The sequence below is a fragment of the Beijerinckia sp. L45 genome, from assembly GCF_009765775.1.
Lineage (GTDB): Bacteria > Pseudomonadota > Alphaproteobacteria > Rhizobiales > Beijerinckiaceae > RH-AL1.
In genome coordinates this window covers 6,915-25,881 of the sequence record NZ_LMUU01000049.1, presented here as the reverse complement: position 1 = coordinate 25,881, position 18,967 = coordinate 6,915, and the positions used below count along the sequence as shown (strand labels likewise).

General features: G+C 65.3%; 15 protein-coding genes and 1 pseudogene. 9 read left to right on the top strand and 7 right to left on the bottom strand.

What is annotated here, in order from left to right; translation table 11 throughout:
- Both GSQ79_RS04585 and GSQ79_RS04580 read right to left on the bottom strand, forming a co-directional pair.
- Window positions 1-949, bottom strand: a 949-nt coding sequence (locus GSQ79_RS04585) for a DUF5666 domain-containing protein (RefSeq protein ID WP_158807554.1), incomplete at its 3' end; no start/stop codon positions are given.
- The gene (locus tag GSQ79_RS04580; RefSeq protein ID WP_158807553.1) at window positions 946-1,797 is read right to left on the bottom strand and encodes a DUF6502 family protein; all 852 of its coding nucleotides are present in this window, start codon (window positions 1,795-1,797) and stop codon (window positions 946-948) included. The genes GSQ79_RS04580 and GSQ79_RS04585, both read right to left, overlap by 4 nt.
- A gap of 520 nt (window positions 1,798-2,317) precedes the next feature.
- On the opposite strand from GSQ79_RS04580, the gene GSQ79_RS04575 reads away from it, so the two are divergent.
- The 3 genes and pseudogenes from GSQ79_RS04575 to GSQ79_RS04565 all read left to right on the top strand — a co-directional run bounded on the left by GSQ79_RS04575 (window position 2,318) and on the right by GSQ79_RS04565 (window position 6,768).
- The gene (locus GSQ79_RS04575; protein ID WP_158807552.1) at window positions 2,318-4,036 is read left to right on the top strand and encodes a sensor domain-containing diguanylate cyclase; all 1,719 of its coding nucleotides are present in this window, start codon (window positions 2,318-2,320) and stop codon (window positions 4,034-4,036) included.
- Between the two features lie 18 nt (window positions 4,037-4,054).
- Window positions 4,055-4,717, top strand: a pseudogene (locus GSQ79_RS04570) (methyl-accepting chemotaxis protein); the annotation flags it as partial.
- A gap of 167 nt (window positions 4,718-4,884) precedes the next feature.
- Window positions 4,885-6,768, top strand: coding sequence for a potassium transporter Kup (locus GSQ79_RS04565; protein ID WP_158807550.1), 1,884 nt, complete (start codon window positions 4,885-4,887; stop codon window positions 6,766-6,768).
- Window positions 6,769-6,784: 16 nt separating this feature from the next.
- On the opposite strand, the gene GSQ79_RS04560 is transcribed toward GSQ79_RS04565, so the two are convergent.
- Both GSQ79_RS04560 and GSQ79_RS04555 read right to left on the bottom strand, forming a co-directional pair.
- Window positions 6,785-7,270 carry a DUF3280 domain-containing protein gene (locus tag GSQ79_RS04560; RefSeq protein WP_158807549.1) on the bottom strand — a complete coding sequence of 162 codons (486 nt, stop codon included), beginning with the start codon at window positions 7,268-7,270 and terminating at the stop codon, window positions 6,785-6,787.
- A 135-nt stretch (window positions 7,271-7,405) separates the two neighbouring features.
- A complete protein-coding gene (locus tag GSQ79_RS04555) occupies window positions 7,406-7,672 on the bottom strand; it encodes a DUF6489 family protein (protein ID WP_158807548.1) in 267 nt (88 codons plus the stop codon).
- A gap of 197 nt (window positions 7,673-7,869) precedes the next feature.
- Here GSQ79_RS04555 and GSQ79_RS04550 point away from each other — a divergent pair, with 197 nt between their 5' ends.
- Window positions 7,870-8,574, top strand: coding sequence for a CoA transferase subunit A (locus GSQ79_RS04550; RefSeq protein ID WP_158807547.1), 705 nt, complete (start codon window positions 7,870-7,872; stop codon window positions 8,572-8,574).
- Window positions 8,575-8,585: 11 nt separating this feature from the next.
- Window positions 8,586-9,248 (top strand): 3-oxoacid CoA-transferase subunit B, encoded by a 663-nt coding sequence (locus tag GSQ79_RS04545; protein WP_158807546.1) that lies wholly within the window; start codon window positions 8,586-8,588, stop codon window positions 9,246-9,248.
- Window positions 9,249-9,396: 148 nt separating this feature from the next.
- Here the strand turns inward: GSQ79_RS04545 and ppa are convergent, their stop codons facing one another.
- The 3 genes from ppa to GSQ79_RS04530 all read right to left on the bottom strand — a co-directional run bounded on the left by ppa (window position 9,397) and on the right by GSQ79_RS04530 (window position 11,838).
- Complete coding sequence (gene ppa, locus GSQ79_RS04540; protein WP_158807545.1) at window positions 9,397-9,927, bottom strand: inorganic diphosphatase; 531 nt, start codon at window positions 9,925-9,927, stop codon at window positions 9,397-9,399.
- An 86-nt stretch (window positions 9,928-10,013) separates the two neighbouring features.
- Window positions 10,014-10,520: a GNAT family N-acetyltransferase gene (locus GSQ79_RS04535; RefSeq protein ID WP_158807544.1), complete on the bottom strand. Its 507-nt coding sequence runs from the start codon at window positions 10,518-10,520 to the stop codon at window positions 10,014-10,016.
- Between the two features lie 88 nt (window positions 10,521-10,608).
- A complete protein-coding gene (locus GSQ79_RS04530; RefSeq protein ID WP_158807543.1) occupies window positions 10,609-11,838 on the bottom strand; it encodes a hypothetical protein in 1,230 nt (409 codons plus the stop codon).
- Between the two features lie 194 nt (window positions 11,839-12,032).
- Between GSQ79_RS04530 and poxB the strand changes: the two genes are divergently transcribed.
- The 4 genes from poxB (at window position 12,033) to GSQ79_RS04510 (ending at window position 18,772) form a co-directional block, all read left to right on the top strand.
- Window positions 12,033-13,766 carry a ubiquinone-dependent pyruvate dehydrogenase gene (gene poxB, locus GSQ79_RS04525; RefSeq protein WP_158807542.1) on the top strand — a complete coding sequence of 578 codons (1,734 nt, stop codon included), beginning with the start codon at window positions 12,033-12,035 and terminating at the stop codon, window positions 13,764-13,766.
- Window positions 13,767-13,905: 139 nt separating this feature from the next.
- On the top strand, window positions 13,906-15,444 hold the full coding sequence (locus tag GSQ79_RS04520; RefSeq protein WP_158807541.1) for a YifB family Mg chelatase-like AAA ATPase: 1,539 nt from the start codon (window positions 13,906-13,908) through the stop codon (window positions 15,442-15,444).
- 100 nt (window positions 15,445-15,544) lie between these two features.
- Window positions 15,545-16,906, top strand: a complete 1,362-nt coding sequence (locus GSQ79_RS04515; protein ID WP_158807540.1) for a short-chain fatty acid transporter — start codon at window positions 15,545-15,547, stop codon at window positions 16,904-16,906.
- A 141-nt stretch (window positions 16,907-17,047) separates the two neighbouring features.
- Window positions 17,048-18,772, top strand: coding sequence for an ATP-binding protein (locus tag GSQ79_RS04510; RefSeq protein ID WP_158807539.1), 1,725 nt, complete (start codon window positions 17,048-17,050; stop codon window positions 18,770-18,772).
- Window positions 18,773-18,967: the final 195 nt, after the last annotated feature.

Below are 18,967 nucleotides of genomic sequence, written 5' to 3'. Positions count from 1 at the left end.
TGCCGCTCGGGCCGGCACGATATTGTTTGCGGTCCGTTCGCACCGTTTCGGCGTTCAGCCGCCCATCGGCGCCGACGGTCGTGGTCAGCACGGCGCGGACCGAGCGGCCGGCCGGCAGATCACTGGACGACGGGCGCGCGACCAGCAGCCCCGAGCCCAGCCGGAGATCCGCGCCACGACGCTCGACATAGGCCTCCACCAAAAGCGTTCTGACGTTCTTCGGCAGCAGCGTGGCCTCGTCGGTGCTCCGCGCCACAGCCAAGCCGGTTCCGTCGACGCGGCCCTCGACGATGGCGCGTTGGCCGATCAGCGCGCCGTTCATGCCAGTCAGCTTGAGACCGCCGATGCGCAGCGCGCCATCGGGCGCCTGCACGACAGGTCCGGCCACCCTCACCGTGCCCGCGTCACTCGCCTGGATCAGGCTGGCGACGATGGTGCCATCATTGCGCCGCAAGCCGCTCACTGCGACCGTCTCGCCGACCGCCCAGGACCGCGCACTCTTCACGTCGGCCGTCGAGACGGTCTGGCCGAGGACGGTCATGGACTTGGCGGTCACGCGCTCCACCGGCCCCACGACTTCGCTGTTGACGTCGATGATGTGGGTCGACAGGGCGCCGTCGTTGCCCCGCGCCGCTGCGACGCGCACGACCTGCCCGAGCTTGAGATCGCCGATCGCAGCGGGTCGGCCATCGATTGTGACGGTAGCGTCCTTCGGATACGCGATGCGCAGATCATTGACGATGATACTGCCGAATTTTCGGATCGTGCCGATCACGCCCGTGCCGCCGATACCGCGATCGCTCTCCTCGTCGGCCGGCCTGAGCGAGAACCCGGTGCCGCCGATCCCCTGGTCGCCCGGCGCGGCAACGGTACGGCCGGAGAGGCTCGTGCCGAGGGCCGTAGCGGCGAGCCAGACCAGCTGCCGCCGCGTCATGAGCGGCCGAATCACGGCGCGTCCTTTTCAGGCGCGCCTTCATCCGCACTCTTGGCGTCCTCCTGAAAAATGTAGACGCCGAAATTCCACCGCCAGGTTCCACCTGCGTCCGTCTCGCACGCGAGATTGGCCTCGCGGTTCAAGGTCTTGAGTGCGGTCATCGCGAGTTCGCGCGAGCGCTTTTCGAGCGTCGCGGCGAGCTCTTCCGAGAGGCCGTCGTAGTGAACAGCGCGTTCCATAAACCTCGGGCCCTCGCCGAGCACATTGGCGACGGCTGCCGCGACATGATCATGGAGATTGCGGCCGAAATAATAGAGCTGCTGATCGCTGCCACCCGGCGGAACGAAGGCGGCCTCGGTGAGAACCACGCGTCCCTCGGCATCGATCATGACGAGGTGCCGGTTGAGCCATTCATCCAGGATGGCGCGCGGCCGCACGTCGCGGGTGACCGACACCACGAGACTTTCGAAGGAGGCACGCCCCTCCTCGCCGGTGCGTGCCAGCGGCAGGGGATGGCCGTCGGCATCGGTGAACTCTGGCGCCGACAGCCAGCGCGCAAAAATCCGGCTGGTGCGCGAGATCGAGGCCGGCACGGTGCTGACGGGCGCCCCTGCCCCCCGCAGCCGGGCCACCTCCTTGCGATGAATGCCGGTGAGAAGGCTGACGCGGCTATCCGTCTGGACCTTGCCGGTCAGCGCAAATTCATGCTCGGCGACGTTGACGTAGAGTTCGCGCAGCAGATCGCATAGGGCGGGGAACGTGATTCCGCAGCGAATGAACAGGCGCACGAGCGGACGCAGCAGACGCGCAAGCGGGCGCTGCAAGCGCGCGGCATCGGGCGCGGAGCTGGGAAGGTCGACCATGGCGGCACACTACGCGAATCGAAGTGGGAGGCAATCCCACGCTTGCCTTTATGTGGGCAAATTTCCCACTTACAGAAAGACCGTGACATTTAGGTCAGGAGTTCGATCATGCACCTCAGCTTGCTTTCCGACGGCTTCGTTTCAGACAGCTACGACGATGCCGGCCCGATCGTCTTGACGCGCCGCGAGGCGACGCCCTGCCCGATCCATTTCACGGCCTTGTGCCGCGGTCTCGTCGTTGTATTCGCTTTGGCCGTTCCGGTCGGGATCACGTGTCTTGCGAAAGCAGCCCCTGTCGAGGCCGACAATCAGGGTACGACACGATCGGTTGCGTCCCATACCATCCAACCGCGGGCCACGAACGGATAAGGGAATGCAGGCCGACGACCGATGCGTTCCATCGTCGCCAAACACTTAACCCTTGTTGTCTAAGATACCTGACTGGGCATGCCGATCCTCGAGCCTGCCGCCCCTGGGCCGGCGCTCGAGCGGAGCAAGCGATCTTTCGGCGTGGCAGGCGATGTTCAAGACGATCCATCTCCGGTTCGAACAACAGGTCGCCTTGTCCGTAGGCGTGCTTTGCCTCGTTCTGATCGGCGCCTCGACCGGCGGCGCCGCCTGGATCGCCAAGCGCGACGCGGTGCAGCGCATCAGCCAGGAAACTGCCGCGTTGGCCGGCACAATGGCCTCGGCGCTCGACAGCACGATGTTCGAGCGGTTTCGCGAGATCCAACTGATCGCAGGCCTCGAGCCCCTGAAAAGTGTCTGGCGCTCGGACCCGGTCAAAGTGCGAAACGTCTTGAACACGTTGCAGACATCGCTGCCGACCTATGCCTGGATCGGCTTTGCGGCGCCCGATGGCACCGTGCGGGCTTCGACCAAAGGCATTCTGGAAGGCGCGTCCGTTGCCGCGCGGCCGTGGTTCAAGACAGGCCTCATCGGCCCGGCCCTTTCCGATGTGCACGAAGCTTTGCTCCTCTCCAAGGCGCTTGACGCGCCGCCGCAGGCGGAGCCGTTTCGCTTCGTGGACGTGGCAATGCCGGTCTACGACCCCTCCAAGGCGCTCGTCGGCGTGCTCGGGGCGCATCTCAGCTGGCGATGGGCCGACGAGGTGCGCAAGCAACTGCTCGCTCATCGCGACGCACCTACGACCATCGACATCTGGATCCTCTCGTCCGAAGGCAAAGTGCTGCTCGGCCCCAAACTTAATGACGCGCCGTTCGACCCTGACGAACTGACGATGATGAAGGCCGCGCACCGCGGCGTCTTCGAAGACGAATCCCCCGTCGGAGGGATCCTGACCGGCTTCGCGGCCACGGAAGGATTTCAGACCTATCCCGGTCTTGGCTGGATCGTCGTGACGCGGATCCCGACCCGTGTGGCCTTCGCGTCCATGGACCACGCCATGCATGCGGTCTTGCTGCTGAGTTCGGTCATTTCTTTGGTCGGCATTTTTCTGGCGTGGCTTCTGGCGCGACGGATGGCGGGGCCGGTCCGACGGCTCACGGTCGCCGCCCACCAGATCGGACGCGATCCCGCGACCACCATGCTGCCCTGGCTGGGCGGCTCTCAGGAGTTCATCGAACTCTCCTTGTCGCTACGCTCGCTGCTTCGACGCCTCGGGGTTGCCGAACGCGAACGCTCGCATGCCGAGGAGCGCGCCACCGATCGGTCACGCGTTTTCCAGCAGACGATCGACAGCCTGCGTGAGGAAGCCGATCGTGATCCGCTGACAGGCCTGCTCAACCGCCGCGCCTTCCTGACCTTCGCCGCGGACATCATTCCGTACTATCGGCGATACCGCCGCACCGTCGCGATCCTGATGATCGACATCGATTTCTTCAAGGCCGTCAACGACACGCATGGTCATGCCGGCGGCGACACCGTGCTCTGCGAAGTGGCCGACGCCCTGAGCTTCTGCGTGCGCGCGACGGATAAGGTTTCGCGCTTCGGCGGCGAGGAATTTGTCGTGCTCCTGCGGGAAGTGGACGCGGCAGAAGCCAATGTCGTTGCAACAAAGCTTCGGGCAGCCATCGAAAACCTGAGCGTGCGGCATGGACCGGACGTTATCCGGGTCACAACCAGCATCGGCGCCGCGGTCGTCTCAGACGCCGATGCGGACATCCTGGCGCTCATCGAGCGCGCCGACCTTGCGCTTTATGCGGCAAAGAGCGAGGGGCGCAACTGCGTCCGGTTTCAAGGCGCCATCGACGAGTCCGGGTTGTCGGACGCTGCATGACGTAACGTGATCCACACGATGCGGCGCGCAGCGGACGCCATGGCCGCGATCGAACGCTCGTCGCAGCAGGTCGGGCAGATCGTCGGCGTGATTGATGAAATCGCATTCCAGACCAATCTGCTGGCGCTCAACGCCGGGGTCGAGGCGGCACGAGCGGGCGATGCCGGCCGTGGCTTTTCCGTCGTCGCCTCGGAAGTGCGCGCCCTTGCGCAACGGTCGGCCGAGGTCGCCGAGGAGATCAAGACGCTGATCGCCGCCTCGGGCCAGCAGGTGATCGAAGGCGTCGGCCTGGTCGACCAGACCGGCAAGGCGCTGCTGCGGTTCGTCACCCAGGTGACCGATATTAACGTGATGGTATCGGAGATCGCCGCCAGCACCAAGGAACAGGCGACGGCCTTGCAGGAGGTCAACATCGCCATCAACCAGATGGATCAGGCGACGCAGCAGAACGCGGCGATGGTCGAGGAAGCGACCGCGGCGAGCCATGCGCTTGCCGGCGAAACCAACGAACTTGCACGGCTCATCGGCGGCTTCCGCATCGGGGCCGGCGACGCCAAGCCGGCGGCGCGCCAGCCGGCGAAAGCGCAGCGCACAGCCGTGCCAGTCCGTGTCCTGAAGACGGTTGCAACTGGTGGGAGCGCCGCCCGCAAGGTCGACACCGAGAGCTGGCAGGCGTTTTAGACCTCCCGCGGAAGCGGACTGGTGGCCTCCGGTCGCTCACGCCGGATGTCTCAGAAAAAAGGTGACGGCGCCTCGCGCGGCGCCAACCTTTCGCAGGCGTCCTGTGTTACGGGAACGCAGGCGCCGACGCGATCGGTCGTCCCGAACACCAGCGCAAGGCGGCCTCTTTGTCGGATAGCAACGTCGAACAGGCGCCCGCATCGAAAGGTGCCCTGCCGCTTCTGAGCCTCGCGGCCCTGGGCATCGTCTTCGGCGATATCGGGACCAGCCCGCTTTACACGTTCAAGACGATTCTGAACCTCGCCGGAGCGAAGCCGGACCCGGTGGTCGTCCTCGGCGTATTGTCGCTGGTACTGTGGACACTGTTCGTCGTCACCACGGTCAAATACGTGTCTTTCGCAATGCGCATCGCCAACGACGGCGAGGGCGGCATTCTCGCGCTGATGTCGCTGCTTGGCGTCAAAAAGCAGCAACGGCCGATGATCATCGCGCTCGGCCTGTTCGGCGCGGCGCTGATCTACGGCGACGGGGCCGTGACCCCCGCGATCTCGGTGCTGTCGGCGCTGGAGGGGCTCGACATGGCGACGCCCATCTTCAAGCCGTACATTCTGCCCGGCGCCGTGATCATTCTTGTCGGCCTGTTCGCGCTGCAGCCGCTGGGCACGGCGAAGATCGGCAAGGCTTTCGGCCCGATCATGCTGCTGTGGTTCATCTGCATGGCGGCGATGGGCGTCTCCGGCATCCTCCACCACCCCACCGTCTTCGCCGCGCTCAATCCGCTGCTGGGGCTGAGCTATCTCGCAACCCACGGAGTGACCGGCTTCCTCGTCCTCGGCGGCGTGTTTCTCTGCGTCACCGGCGCCGAGGCGCTTTATGCCGACATGGGGCATTTCGGGCCGACGCCGATCCGCCTGTCGTGGTTTGCCGTGGTATTTCCCAGCCTCATCCTGAACTATGCCGGGCAGGCCGCGCTTGTGGTGGAAGGCGCGCCGACCGACGGCAATATCTTCTATCGCCTCTGCCCGCAGATGATGCTGATCCCGCTGATCATCCTCGCCACCGTGGCGACGATCATCGCCAGCCAATCCATCATCACCGGCGCCTTCTCGATGACGCGGCAGGCGATCCAGCTCGGCTGGCTGCCGCGCCTCGGGATCCGCCAGACCTCGGCCGAGGGCTACGGCCAGATCTATGTCGGCGTGGTGAACTGGCTGCTCATGCTGGTAACGGTCGGCCTGACCGTCGGCTTCGGCAAATCCGACAATCTCGCCGCCGCCTACGGCATCGCCGTGTCCTCGACGATGCTGATGACCACGGTGTTGCTGTTCATCGCGATGCGCGAAATCTGGGGCTGGAGTTTGGCGGCTGCCGGTGCCGTGGCGCTCGGCTTTGCGCTCGTGGACGGCGCCTTCTTCCTTGCCAATCTGGCGAAGATCGCGGAAGGCGGCTACGTGCCGTTGATCATCGCGGTCGTGATCTATGGCCTGATGTGGATCTGGCACCGTGGCGCGATAGCGGTCGGCAACAGCATGCGGGACAAGCTGGAGTCGGTCGACACCTTCGTCGCCCGCGTCGAATCCAACAAGATCTGCCGCGTGCCCGGCACGGCGTGTTTTCTCACCCGGACCGTCAAGGACACGCCGCCGGTGCTGAGCTGGCACGTCAAACACAACCGCTCGCTTCATGAGCACGTGTTCGTGCTGCAGGTCGCCATTCTTCCCGTGCCGTGGCTGCGCGAGAAAGAGCGGTTGGAGATCACGGAAATCGCGCCGCAGTTCTGGCGCGGCAAGGCGCGCTACGGTTTTATGGAAACGCCGGATGTGCCGCTGCTTCTCAAGGACAGCAAGGCACTCGGGTGTACCGTCGACCTCGACGACATCACCTATTACGTGGGCCACGAAACGGTCGTGCACCGCGAGGACGGCACCGGCCTGCCGCACTGGCAGGAAGCGATCTTCGGTCTCATGGAGCGCAACGCCACCCACGTCAGCGACTTTTTGCGGTTGCCGAACGAAAGCGTCGTCGAGATCGGGCGGCAGATCGCGATCTGATCGAGCCGCCCGGCGACTACTGCCCCAAAATATTGTGCTTCACGATATACTTGACGCCACGGTCGAAGGACTCGTCCGTATCGCCACGGATGTCGACGCTATAGGGGTGCTCCGGCTTGTCGCCGTTGACCTCTTTTATGTAGACGTTGATGTTGAGAATCAGCGCCGAAACCTTCTGGATTTCGGCGGTTACGGCGACGTCGGCGCCCAGCTTCTTCGCGAAGTCGACGGCGCAGCCGCCGCAGGTGCGCAGATCCGCGCCTTTGTCGACATCGGCTCTAACGGGATCCGTCGAGACGATCTGATAGCGCCCGCTGTCCGCCAGCAGCTTGCGCAATTGGTCGCTCAGGCGTGGCAAGCGATCCTTGTCCGCCTGCGTCGGCGGCACGATGCCGAGGTTGGCGAGCTGAAAGTCGAAGACGGCGGCTTTCTCGGCGGCTTGAGCCGACGTCGCGACCAATAGCGCAACAGCGGCAACGGCCGTGCGTGAGCAGGGGATCAAAGCGTTTCCTCTCTTGTGACGGCATTTTCTGGACGCGTTGCGTCTTATGCCCTTCGACAGAGAACTAGCCTGATCCAGCCTCGCGGCTATCCGCCGAACGGGGGATGCGTCCAAGATGTATCGCGCCAGGATGCGTTACGGCTTAGGGTCGGACGACTTCTTCAGTCCGGTCCCACTCGTCACGATCATCTTGCTGAACAGGTCGCGGAACCAGTCGGCGCTTTGCGGCACGTTGGCGAACCAGGTCTGCATCAGCGCGTCGGGCGAAAACCGCTGCGCCTCCTTCATGATGTTCTTTTCCATCTCGGCCATGATCGCCGCCTGCATCGGCTGGACATCGGGCAGACCGAAGAACTGCCGGGCTTCGATCGGCGTGCAATCGACTTCGACGGTCACTTTCATCAGACGATCCCAAGGTTTCGCGCGGCGCCGGCTCAGTAATGCCGGCATAAAACTTACGAATCATACCAGCCTCACGCGCTCGGGGACCAGTGTTTTCACGAGGAGATCCCACGGCTTTCGGGACCTTGCAAAGCGCCGAGCCGCGCCGTACCAACGCTGAAGGAGCCATAAGCGCTCGCAAGGCTGGATGACGCGCAATGAATAAGGTTTTCCCGGACGCCAAATCCGCCCTCGCCGACGTCCTTGCCGAAGGCATGACGGTGATGAGCGGCGGCTTCGGCCTCTGCGGCACCCCGCAGGCGCTGATCGACGCGATCCACGAGCTCGGCACCAGGAACCTCACCGTCATCTCGAACAACGCCGGCATCGACGGCGCCGGCCTTGGCATTTTGTTGGAGACGCGCCAGATCAAGAAGATGGTCGCCTCCTACGTCGGCGAGAACAAGCTGTTCGAGAAACAGTATCTCTCCGGCGAGCTGGAGCTCGAATTCAATCCGCAGGGAACGCTGGCCGAGCGCATCCGCGCCGGCGGCGCCGGCATCCCGGCCTTCTACACCAAGACCGGTGTCGGCACGATCATCGCCGACGGCAAGGACCTGCGCGAGTTCGACGGCGAAACCTACGTGATGGAGCGCTGGCTGCGCGCCGACGTGGCGATCATCCATGCCTGGAAAGCCGACAAGGAAGGCAACCTCATCTTCCGCAAGACCGCCCGCAACTTCAACCCGATGATGGCCGCAGCCGCCAAGACTACGGTGGTGCAGGTCGAGCACCTCGTCGAGGTCGGCGAACTCGACGCCGATGGCATCCACACGCCCGGCATCTTCGTCCAGCGCATCGTGCATGTGCCGGACATCGCCAAGCCGATCGAAAAGACCACCGTCCGCGCCAAAGCGGCTTGAGGAGACGCGATATGCCCTGGACCCGAGACCAGATGGCGGCCCGGGCCGCCCAAGAATTGCGTGACGGTTTTTACGTCAACCTCGGCATCGGCATCCCGACGCTGGTGTCGAACTTCATTCCCGCCGGCATGCACGTGCAGCTGCAGAGCGAGAACGGCATGCTCGGCATGGGGCCGTTCCCCTACGAGGGCGAGGCCGATCCCGATCTCATCAACGCCGGCAAGCAGACCATCACCGAGCTGCCGTCGACGAGCTACTTCTCCTCGTCCGACAGTTTTATGATGATCCGCGGCGGCCACATCGACCTCGCCATTTTGGGCGCGATGGAAGTCGCCGAGAACGGCGATCTCGCCAATTGGATGATTCCCGGCAAGATGGTGAAGGGCATGGGCGGCGCGATGGATCTCGTCGCCGGCGTCAAACGCGTGGTCGTGGTCATGGAGCACACCGCCAAGGGCGAGCCAAAGCTGCTGCGCCGCTGCACCCTGCCGCTCACCGGCTCCGCCGTCATCGACATGGTGATCACCGACCTCGGCGTGTTCGAGATCGACAAAGCCGGGAACGGCGGGATGGTGCTTGTGGAACTCGCCGACGGCGTCTCGCTCGACGAGATCAAGGGCAAGACGCAGGCCAGCTACGCCGTCGCGCCGGGGCTCGAGGCTAAGGCGGCTTAACCCGACGACCCGTCATTCCGGGGCGGCGCAGCCGAACCCGGAACCGGTGTGCTGCAATCCGAAACGTTTTCCAAACGCGGCATGGAAGTACACCGATTCCGGGTTCACGCCTGCAGCGTGACCCGGAATGACGGCCCGTTGCCCAGCCTCAGCCCTTCTTAGCCCGGGCAATCGATTCCGCGATCAGCGCCTTCGCCTTCGCGGAATCGCCCCAGCCGATGATCTTGACCCACTTCGGCTTTTCCAGATCCTTGTAGTGCGCGAAGAAATGCTCGATCTGCTGCAGGGTGATATCCGGCAGGTCGGTATATTCGGTGACGCCTTCGTAGCGCTTGGTCAGCTTCGGCGAGGGCACGGCCAAGATCTTCTCGTCGCCACCGGATTCGTCTTCCATCATCAGCACGCCGACCGGGCGGCAGTTGATCACGCAGCCCGGCACCAGGGCGCGGGTGTTGCAGATGATGACGTCGCAGGGGTCGCCGTCCTCGGAGAGCGTGTGCGGGATGAAGCCGTAGTTGCCGGGATAGCGCATCGACGTATGGAGAAAGCGATCCACCACGAGCGCGCCGGATTCCTTGTCCATCTCGTACTTGATCGGCTCGCCGCCGATCGGCACCTCGATGATGACGTTGATGTCGTCGGGAGGGTTGGCGCCGATGGCGATTTTGTCGATGTTCATCCTGAGCTCCGCAGGCCGGCCCGTCCGGCAAAGGCGAGCTTCATAGGGCAAGGCGGCGGTGGCGACAATGACTCGGGCAGCCCGCCCTACTCGAAGGCGAACGCAACCCGGGAGCGCATCTCGGCGCCGAACCGCTCCTGCGCCTCGCGGACGAAGGTGCCGCCGAGGCGCTTGTAGAAGGCGATGGCCCGGTCGTTGTCGGCGAGTGCCCAGACGATGACGGTGGAATAGCCGTGCTCCCCGAGATCGCGGCGCGCCGCGTCGAACAGCCGCCGCCCGAACCCGAGCCCCTGAAACTCCGGTGCGATGTAGAGCTCGAAGATTTCGGCGCCATAGGGCATCGACGGCACCCGGTTGCGGCCGTAGCTGGCGTATCCGCCGATGGTCTCGTCGAAATCCAGCACCACGAGGCGCGATTTGCGGACGATGGCGAGATGCCACCAGCGCGGCCCACGGCGGGCGATCATTTTTTCCAGTTCGCGGCCGGGAATGATGCCGCGGTAGGCGTCCCGCCACGCCGCATCGTGAACGTCGGCGATGCCTTGGGCATCGTCTTCGCGGGCATTACGTATGGTGATGAGAGTCTCGACCATGCCGGGATGTTAGAGCCGCTTCGCCCAAGCCCGCAAGTGCATTTCCGTCACATGTGTGGCACGCGTCAGCGGCGTGACCGGCCGGCTTTCAAGCGGGTGAGCGGGCCCTTGCAGCGGCAACGGGGGGCCGCGCCACGACCGGTGTCGAGCGGCACAGCAGGCCGAAAGCCACGGCCACCAGCCCCAGCATCGTGACGAACCAAAGCTGCGCCGTGGCGACGCCGAAAGTGGCCACCGACAGGGTGGCGACGATGCCGGCGAGCAGCGCGGGTGCGATCGTCGCGGCGGCCCTTCCGGCAGCCGTCAACCCCAACGCGATCACGGCTGCCAAAGCGACCGCCCCCAAAAACCCGAGCTCGTACCAGACCTCGAAGAGGACGGTGCGCGGCGTATGCGCCGGCAGGTAGCCGTAGACCACACCGCGCCGCGCCGTATCGATCCCGTGGCCGGTGATGAGACGGAGACCGTCGCCGCTCACGAGGTCGCGCCAGTCCGCCATCGCCGCAACGGTGCTGCTGCCGACCGGATGCAGCGCCGCGGCGAGCGGCGCGAGGATGAACGGAAGGACCGGCGCCGACAGGATCAGGGCCCCGAAAACACAGGCGACCACCGTCGCCGCACGCTTCGGGTTCGTCACTGCCGCAGCGAAGGTCATGGCGGCGAGCGCGAAGGTGGCAAGCGCGATCGGCGCGAAGGTCACCACGAGGACGAGCGCGACCACCGCGGCAAGCACCATCGCCAGCGTCCAGCGCGCCAATACGCTCAGGGCGCCAAGCGCCGGCCACACCAGCAGCACGAGGGTGAGGATCGAGCGCTCGAGCAACGATGAGTCAAACTCGGAGCCGCCACGGAACGAGGCCGGACCGAACAGGGTCATCGCCAAGGTCAACGTCCCCGTCACCGCCAACCCGGCGGGCAAAAGATAAAGCGTCGGCCGGGCGCGGCGGGCGGGAATGTAGGCGACGATCAAAGCGCTGATGATGCCCACGCTCAGGGTCGCGGCATAACGCGGCGCGGCGGCTCCGGGAAACGGCGTCCACAGAAGCGACAGCCCCATCCAACCGGCCAGAAACAGGATGGCGTAGCCGAGCGGGGTGATCGTCGCCGTCCGAAGCGCCCGGATCCCGTCGGTCGACATCGAGATGAGAAACGCGGCACCCAGGATACCGGCCCCGACCGGCAGCAGGACGAAGAGCGCGCGCCGCGACAGCACGCCGACAAGCGGCGCCCCGACCATCAGAATCGTCATCCCGAACCAGCCAAGGAGAACGGCGGCATCCTTGGCGTGATCATCGAAGCGGCGGACGGCTAAGGGCACGGCGGGGTTCCAGAACTGCCGAGACTCTACCTGCCCGAAGCAGCCGTTGCTATGCGAGCGCTGCAACACAGGCAGGAATGTCGCGGACTTGGCTCGATTTTAGATGGCGCGTTCGTGATGCCGACCGGCGCGGCGTATGCATCCAAAGGCCTATGTCAGCCGTTCTAACCGGCACAGCAGACGGAGCCAGAGCCATGAAAATAAACAATGTCGCCGACCTGATCGCCGAAACGCTGCAGCAGGCCGGCGTCAAGCGGGTTTTTGGCCTCGTCGGCGACAGTTTGAACGGCATCACCGAATCCATTCGCGCGCGCGGCACGATCGAATGGGTCCACGTCCGCCACGAAGAGGTCGCGGCCTTTGCCGCCGGCGCCGAGGCGCAGATCACCGGCGAACTCGCCGTTTGCGCCGGTTCCTGCGGGCCAGGCAATCTGCACCTCATCAACGGTCTGTTCGACTGCCAGCGCACCCGCACGCCGGTGCTGGCGATCGCCGCGCATATTCCCTCCGCCGAGATCGGCTCGAACTACTTTCAGGAGACTCATCCGCAGGAGCTGTTCCGCGAGTGCAGCGTCTATTGCGAACTCGTCTCCAGCGCGGCGCAGTTGCCGTTCGTGCTGGAAACCGCGATCCGCGCCGCGGTTGGCCAGCGCGGCGTCGCCGTCATCGTCATTCCCGGCGACGTTGCCCTGCAGGCCGCGCCGAAGCGTGGAATCTCGCCGAACCCCGGCCTGCTTCCCGGCCGGCCCGTCAGCTACCCCGTCGATGCCGACCTCGAGACGCTGGCGTCCATGCTCAATGGCTCCAAAAAGGTCACTTTGTTCTGCGGCCGCGGCTGCGCCGGGGCACACCCGCAGCTGATGAAGCTGGCGGAAACGCTGAAGGCGCCGATCGTCCATGCGCTCGGCGGCAAGGAGCACGTCGAATACGACAACCCCTATGACGTCGGGATGACCGGCCTGATCGGCTTTTCCTCGGGCTATGCCGCGATGCTCGGCTGCGACATGCTGCTGATGCTCGGTACCGACTTTCCCTACAAGCAGTTCTTCCCCGAAAAGGCCAGGATCGCGCAGATCGACATCCGGCCGGAGAACCTGGGGCGGCGCACGCGGATCGATCTCGGCCTCGTCGGCGACGTCACGGCGACGATCGAAGTGCTGCTCCCGAAGCTGACGGCCAAGACCGATGCCAAGCACCTCGACGCCAGCCTGAAGCACTATGCCAAGGCTCGCGAAAGCCTCGACGAGCTGGCTGTTGGCAAACCCGGCCGCAAACCGATCCATCCGCAATATGTCGCCAAGCTGATCAGCGCGGCGGCGAGCGACGACGCCGTGTTCACCGCCGACGTCGGCACGCCGACGATCTGGGCGGCGCGCTATCTCAAAATGAACGGCAAGCGCCGGCTGCTCGGCTCCTTCGCGCACGGTTCGATGGCCAACGCGCTGGCGCAAGCGATCGGCGTCCAGGCGATCGACAAGAAACGCCAGGTGGTATCGCTCTCCGGCGACGGCGGCTTCACCATGCTGATGGGCGATTTCATCACCCTCACCCAGCAGAAGCTGCCGGTCAAAGTGGTGGTCTTCAACAACGGGACGCTCGGCTTCGTCGAAATGGAGATGAAGGCGGCGGGTTATCTCGAAACCGGCGTGTCTCTCGACAATCCCGACTTCGCCGCGATGGCCAATGCGATGGGCATTTTTGCCCGCCGCGTCGAAGATCCGGCGGACCTGGACGAGGCGGTGCGTGCGGTTCTGGCGCATGACGGCCCGGCCCTGCTCGACGTTGTCACCAATCGCCAGGAGTTGTCCCTGCCACCAAAGATCCAGGCCGAGCAGATGAAGGGATTCAGCCTTTACGTGATGCGCGCGGTGATGAGCGGGCGCGGCGACGCGGTGCTCGATCTCGCGGAGAGCAATCTTATTCGTTGAGGGTACCACTCGTTTAATATGACGACGATCATTTCAAAATTGGCGGACGGCGAAATGACACGGAAGCGTGTCGTTTCACTTCCTTGCATCGCCGAATCAACCGCGTAGACTGAATTGTCTCCAAACGTGTGAGAGCGCGATGGTTGTGCGGGTGGCGACGGTCGCGTTCGAGGGGATCGAAGCACGGCCTGTCGATGTGCAGGTGCAGATCTCAAGCGGGAATGTCTTCTTCGGTGTCGTCGGCCTCGGCGACAAGGCGGTGGCGGAATCGCGGGAGCGAGTGCGCGGCGCGCTGTTCGCCTCCGGCCTCGCCCTGCCGGCCAAGCGGATCATCGTCAACCTCGCCCCCGCCGACCTGCCGAAGGAAGGCAGCCACTACGACCTTCCCATCGCGCTCGGCATCATGGCCGCGATCGGCGCGATCCCCGGCGACATGCTGTCCTCCTACCTCGTCCTCGGCGAACTCGCGCTCGACGGCACAATCACCTCGGTCGCCGGCGTGCTGCCTGCCGCGATCGCCGCCAACGCGCAGAACCTTGGCCTGATCTGTCCGCGCGACTGTGGCTCCGAGGCGTCGTGGGCCTCGAACGACCTTGCCGTGCTGGCGCCGGCGTCGCTGATCCAGATCGCCAACCATTTTAAGGGCACGCAGGTGCTGGCGCGGCCGCGGCCGGCGATCCGGCCGCCGTCCGGGGCTCTGCCCGATCTGCGCGACATCAAGGGGCAGGAAGGCGCCAAGCGGGCGCTGGAAATCGCCGCCGCCGGTGGACACAACCTGCTGTTCAACGGTCCGCCCGGCTCGGGCAAATCGATGCTGGCCTCCTGCCTGCCCTCGATCCTGCCGCCGATGTCGCCGGCGGAACTCCTGGAAGTGTCGCTGGTCCATTCCATCGCCGGTACGCTGGCTAACGGCCAGCTTACCGACCGCCGGCCATTCCGCGCGCCGCATCATTCCGCGTCGATGCCGGCGCTGGTCGGCGGCGGCACCCATGCCCGGCCGGGCGAGATCTCGCTGGCGCACAATGGCGTGCTGTTCCTCGACGAACTGCCGGAATTTCATGCGCAGGTACTCGACAGTCTGCGGCAGCCGCTGGAGACGGGCAGCGTGATGGTCGCGCGCGCCAATCACCGCGTCACCTATCCCGCACGCTTCCAGCTGGTGGCGGCGATGAACCCCTGCCGCTGCGGCCATGCCATCGATCCCGGCTTCGCCTGCAACCGCCAGCCCAACGCCCGTTGCATCGCGCAGTATCAATCGCGCCTGTCTGGGCCGCTGCTCGATCGCATCGATCTTCACATCGAGGTGCCGGCGGTGAGTGCGGCCGACCTGATGCTGCCACCGCCCGCGGAGGGATCCGCAACGGTCGCAAAACGCGTCGCCGCAGCTCGTGAGCTTCAGCGCCGGCGCTACGCCGATCTCGACCTGCCGCACATCGCGTCGAATGCCGCGGCACCGCCGGCGATCATCGAGCGCATCGCACGGCCCGATCATGCCGGCCTCGAGCTGATCCGCGAGGCGTCGGACCGCCTGCAACTGTCCGCACGCGGCTTCCATCGTTTGCTGAAACTCGCCCGCACCATCGCCGATCTCGATGGGGTCGAAACCGTTGCTGGCGCGCATATGGCGGAAGCCCTGTCGTACCGCTCGGACTATCTCGGACGCCAGCGCGCGGCGTGACGCGCAAAGACCATCCCCCGTTCGCCAGAGCAAAGCCTTCGATGCCTCCCCGGCAACCTGTGCTATGGGCTGCAAGAGGACAGGGTCGGGGGACACGCGAATGACGACGACGAGGGAAATGCCGCCGCGACCGCGCGGCTTCGTGGCGATGTCGGTCAACATCTTCGAGCGCTGGATGCCGGACCCGTTCGTCATCGCCATCGCGCTGACGCTCGTCACCGGCGTTGCGGCCCTGCTGCTGGCGCCGAAGGGCACACCGGATGTGATCATCGCATCCTGGTACAAGGGCATCTTCGACATCCTCGCCTTCGCCTTCCAGATGATCCTGATCCTGGCGACGGGCCATGCGCTGGCCAACGCGCCGATCGTCAAGCGCGGGATCCGCGCCATCGTCAGCGTGGCGAAGACGCCGAATCAAGCGGTCGTCCTCACCTTCCTCATCTGCGCCTGCGCCTCGTTCCTGAACTGGGGGTTTGGCCTCGTCATCGCGGCGATGCTGTCGCGCGAGGTGGCCTCGCGGATGCGCATCGACTTCGGCTGGCTCGTCGCTGCCGCCTATTCCGGCTGGGTGGTCTGGGCCACCGGCTTTTCCTCCTCGATCGCGCTGACCCAGGCGTCCAAGGGCAATGCGCTCAACATCATCGAGAAGGTGACAGGCAAGGTCACGCCGTTCGCCGACATGGTGTTCCAGCCCTACAATCTCGTCGCCACCGCGCTCATCGTCATCACGGTGCCGATCGCGTTCATTCTGATCCGCCCGCGCGACGAGGACGTCGTCGCCTTCCAGCCCGAGCCGGAAGCGCCGCAAAGTGCTGCAATCCTGCGTGGTGATCCGAATGCGCCGGCGCGCCGCGCCGACAACTGGCCGATCTGGAGCTGGCTGCTGCTCGCCGCCGCGGTCGCCTATCTCGCCTTCACCTGGTCGACCAAGGGCGTGACGATCGACGTCAACACCATCATCTTCATCTTCCTGATGCTGGGGATCGGCCTGCACGGCGCGCCGATCAACTACGTCACCGCAATGAACAACGCAGCGAAGCAGATCGGTTCGCTGGTGCTGCAATATCCGCTCTATGGCGGGATCATGGGCATCATCACCGCCACGGGGTTGGCCGGTGTGATCTCCAACTGGTTCGTTGCCATCGCCAACGCCCATACGCTGCCGTTCTGGAGCTACGTCTGCTCGCTGTTCATCACCTTTCTGGTGCCGAGCGGCGGCGGACACTGGGCGGTGCAGGGCCCCTTCGTGGTGCCGGCGGCGGTGCAGCTCGGCGCGTCAGTACCGGCGACGGCAATGGCCGTCGCGGCAGGCGAAAACGTCGCCTACATGCTGCAGCCCTTTTTCGCCTTGCCGGTGGTCGCCATCGCCGGCATCGGCATCCAGCGGGTAATGGGCTATACCGTCGTGACCTTCATGATCACCGGCGTGATCTGGGCGGCGGCGACGCTGCTCCTGATGTAGCGGTCTCGGGGATCGGCCGCCGGGTCTTTAAAAAGGTTTAAGCCGATCCCTCGCCTTTAAGTCGATTCCCGAACGGTTTTTCAGCGGGCGCGAAGTAGCCTTGTGTCGCGGCGATACGGCCGTCGCGGGACGAGCGGTTTTATGAGTTTCTTGGGCGATACGCCGATCTGGCCGACATTGCTGGCCGCGCTCGGGGCGGTGCTGGCGGTCACCGGCCTCGTGCTGCGGCTGCTCGCCGGGCGCCGCGACAAGCAGCGGTTCAAGGCCGAGGCCGATCGCCTGCACGACGATGTCTGGGAGTTGCGCGAGGCTGCTGCCGCGCGCGACCGCGCGGAAGCCGCCAACGAGGCGAAATCGCGCTTTCTCGCCAACGTCAGCCACGAGGTCCGCACACCGCTGAACGGCATTCTCGGGATGGCGGAACTGTTGGCCAGCACGCAGCTCGACGCGGAACAGGCGACCTATGTCGCGGCGATCCGCAGCTCCGGAAGCGCCCTCACCTCGCTCATCGACGAGATCCTGGATTTTTCAAAGATCGAGGCCGGACGCGTCGAGCTGATGGCGGAATGCTTTGACCTCGTCGCCCTGGTGGAAGGCATCGCCGAGCTGCTGGCGCCACGCGCGCAGGGCAAGGGCCTGGAGATCGCCAGTTTCCTCGCGCCCGACGTGCCGCGCCACGTCATCGGCGACCCCGTAAGGCTACGCCAGATTCTGCTCAACCTCGCCGGCAACGCGGTCAAATTCACCGAGATCGGCGGAGTCGGACTCGCGGTGCACCGTTTTGCGCCGGAGACCGACGAGCTGCGTTTCGAGATCATCGATACCGGCCCCGGCGTCCCCCACGACCGCCGCGCCGCGATCTTTGAAGAGTTCGAGCAGGCCGACAGCTCGACCACGCGGCTGCACGGCGGCACCGGGCTCGGCCTCGCCATCTCGCGCCGCCTTGCGGAGCGCATGGGCGGCGCCTTGGCGCTGGAGACCAGCGATCGCGGCGCTTTGTTCTCGGTCGTCCTGCCGCTTCCTGCCGGCCCCATCGTACAAATTTCCGAGCCGGCGCCGGCGCTGCGGGGCAAGACGGCACTGATCGCCGCGGCCTCGCCGTTCGAAGCAGGTTTTCTCGCCGCGCGTCTGCGCGATGCCGGCATAACCGTCGTGCGCGCGGAGAACGGTTTCGACGCCCTGGCGCGGCTGCAGGACCACGCTCCGTTCGACATCGTCATCGTCGATTGCGCCCTGGGCGACGTCGACACCCGCACGATCGGCGAGGCGGCGCGGCTTGCCGGGACGGCGCAGCGGCTCGTCCTGTTTTCCCCTTACGAGCGGCGCGCCTTCGGTCAGATCTCGTCCGCCGGCTTCGACGGCTGGCTGGTCAAGCCGGTTCGTCAGCATTCGCTGTTCAATCGCCTCGACCCCGCGGCCACAGAGCCCAAGGGGCGCATGCCGCGGGCGCGCCCGCCCGCGGTCGAGGGCGGTCTCGACGTCCTGCTCGCCGAAGACAACGAAATCAATGCTCTGCTCGCGACACGCCATTTGGAGCGGCTCGGCGCCACCGTGATCCGCGCGCCCGACGGTCTCGCCGCATTGGCCCTCGCCGAGGCGGCGATGGACGCCGGAAAACCCTACGGCGCGGTGGTTCTCGACATCCGCATGCCCGGCATGGACGGGTTCGAGGTGGCGCGGCGCATCCGGCTTTCGGAAAGCGCACGGCAGATCGCACCGGCGCGGCTCATCGCGCTCAGTGCCGATGTGCACGAGGCGGAACGCCGCTCGGCCTCGCAGGCCGGCATCGATATCTTCCTCGGCAAGCCGGTGAGTTTCGCCCGGCTCGAGCGGGCGCTGTCCGGCGATACCGCCCGCGTTGCGTGAGAGGCGCGGCAGCCCGGACAAATGACCGTGTGATGCAACAGTCCGCGAACTCAGGCGTTTCCTCTGAAGCGCGCGAGGTTTACGCTGTGCTCCAGCCATCACCGCAAAGGGATTTCCTTTCATGCCCTCCAAGCTTGAACAGCTGAAAACAATGACGACCGTTGTTGCCGATACCGGCGACATCGAGTCGATCCG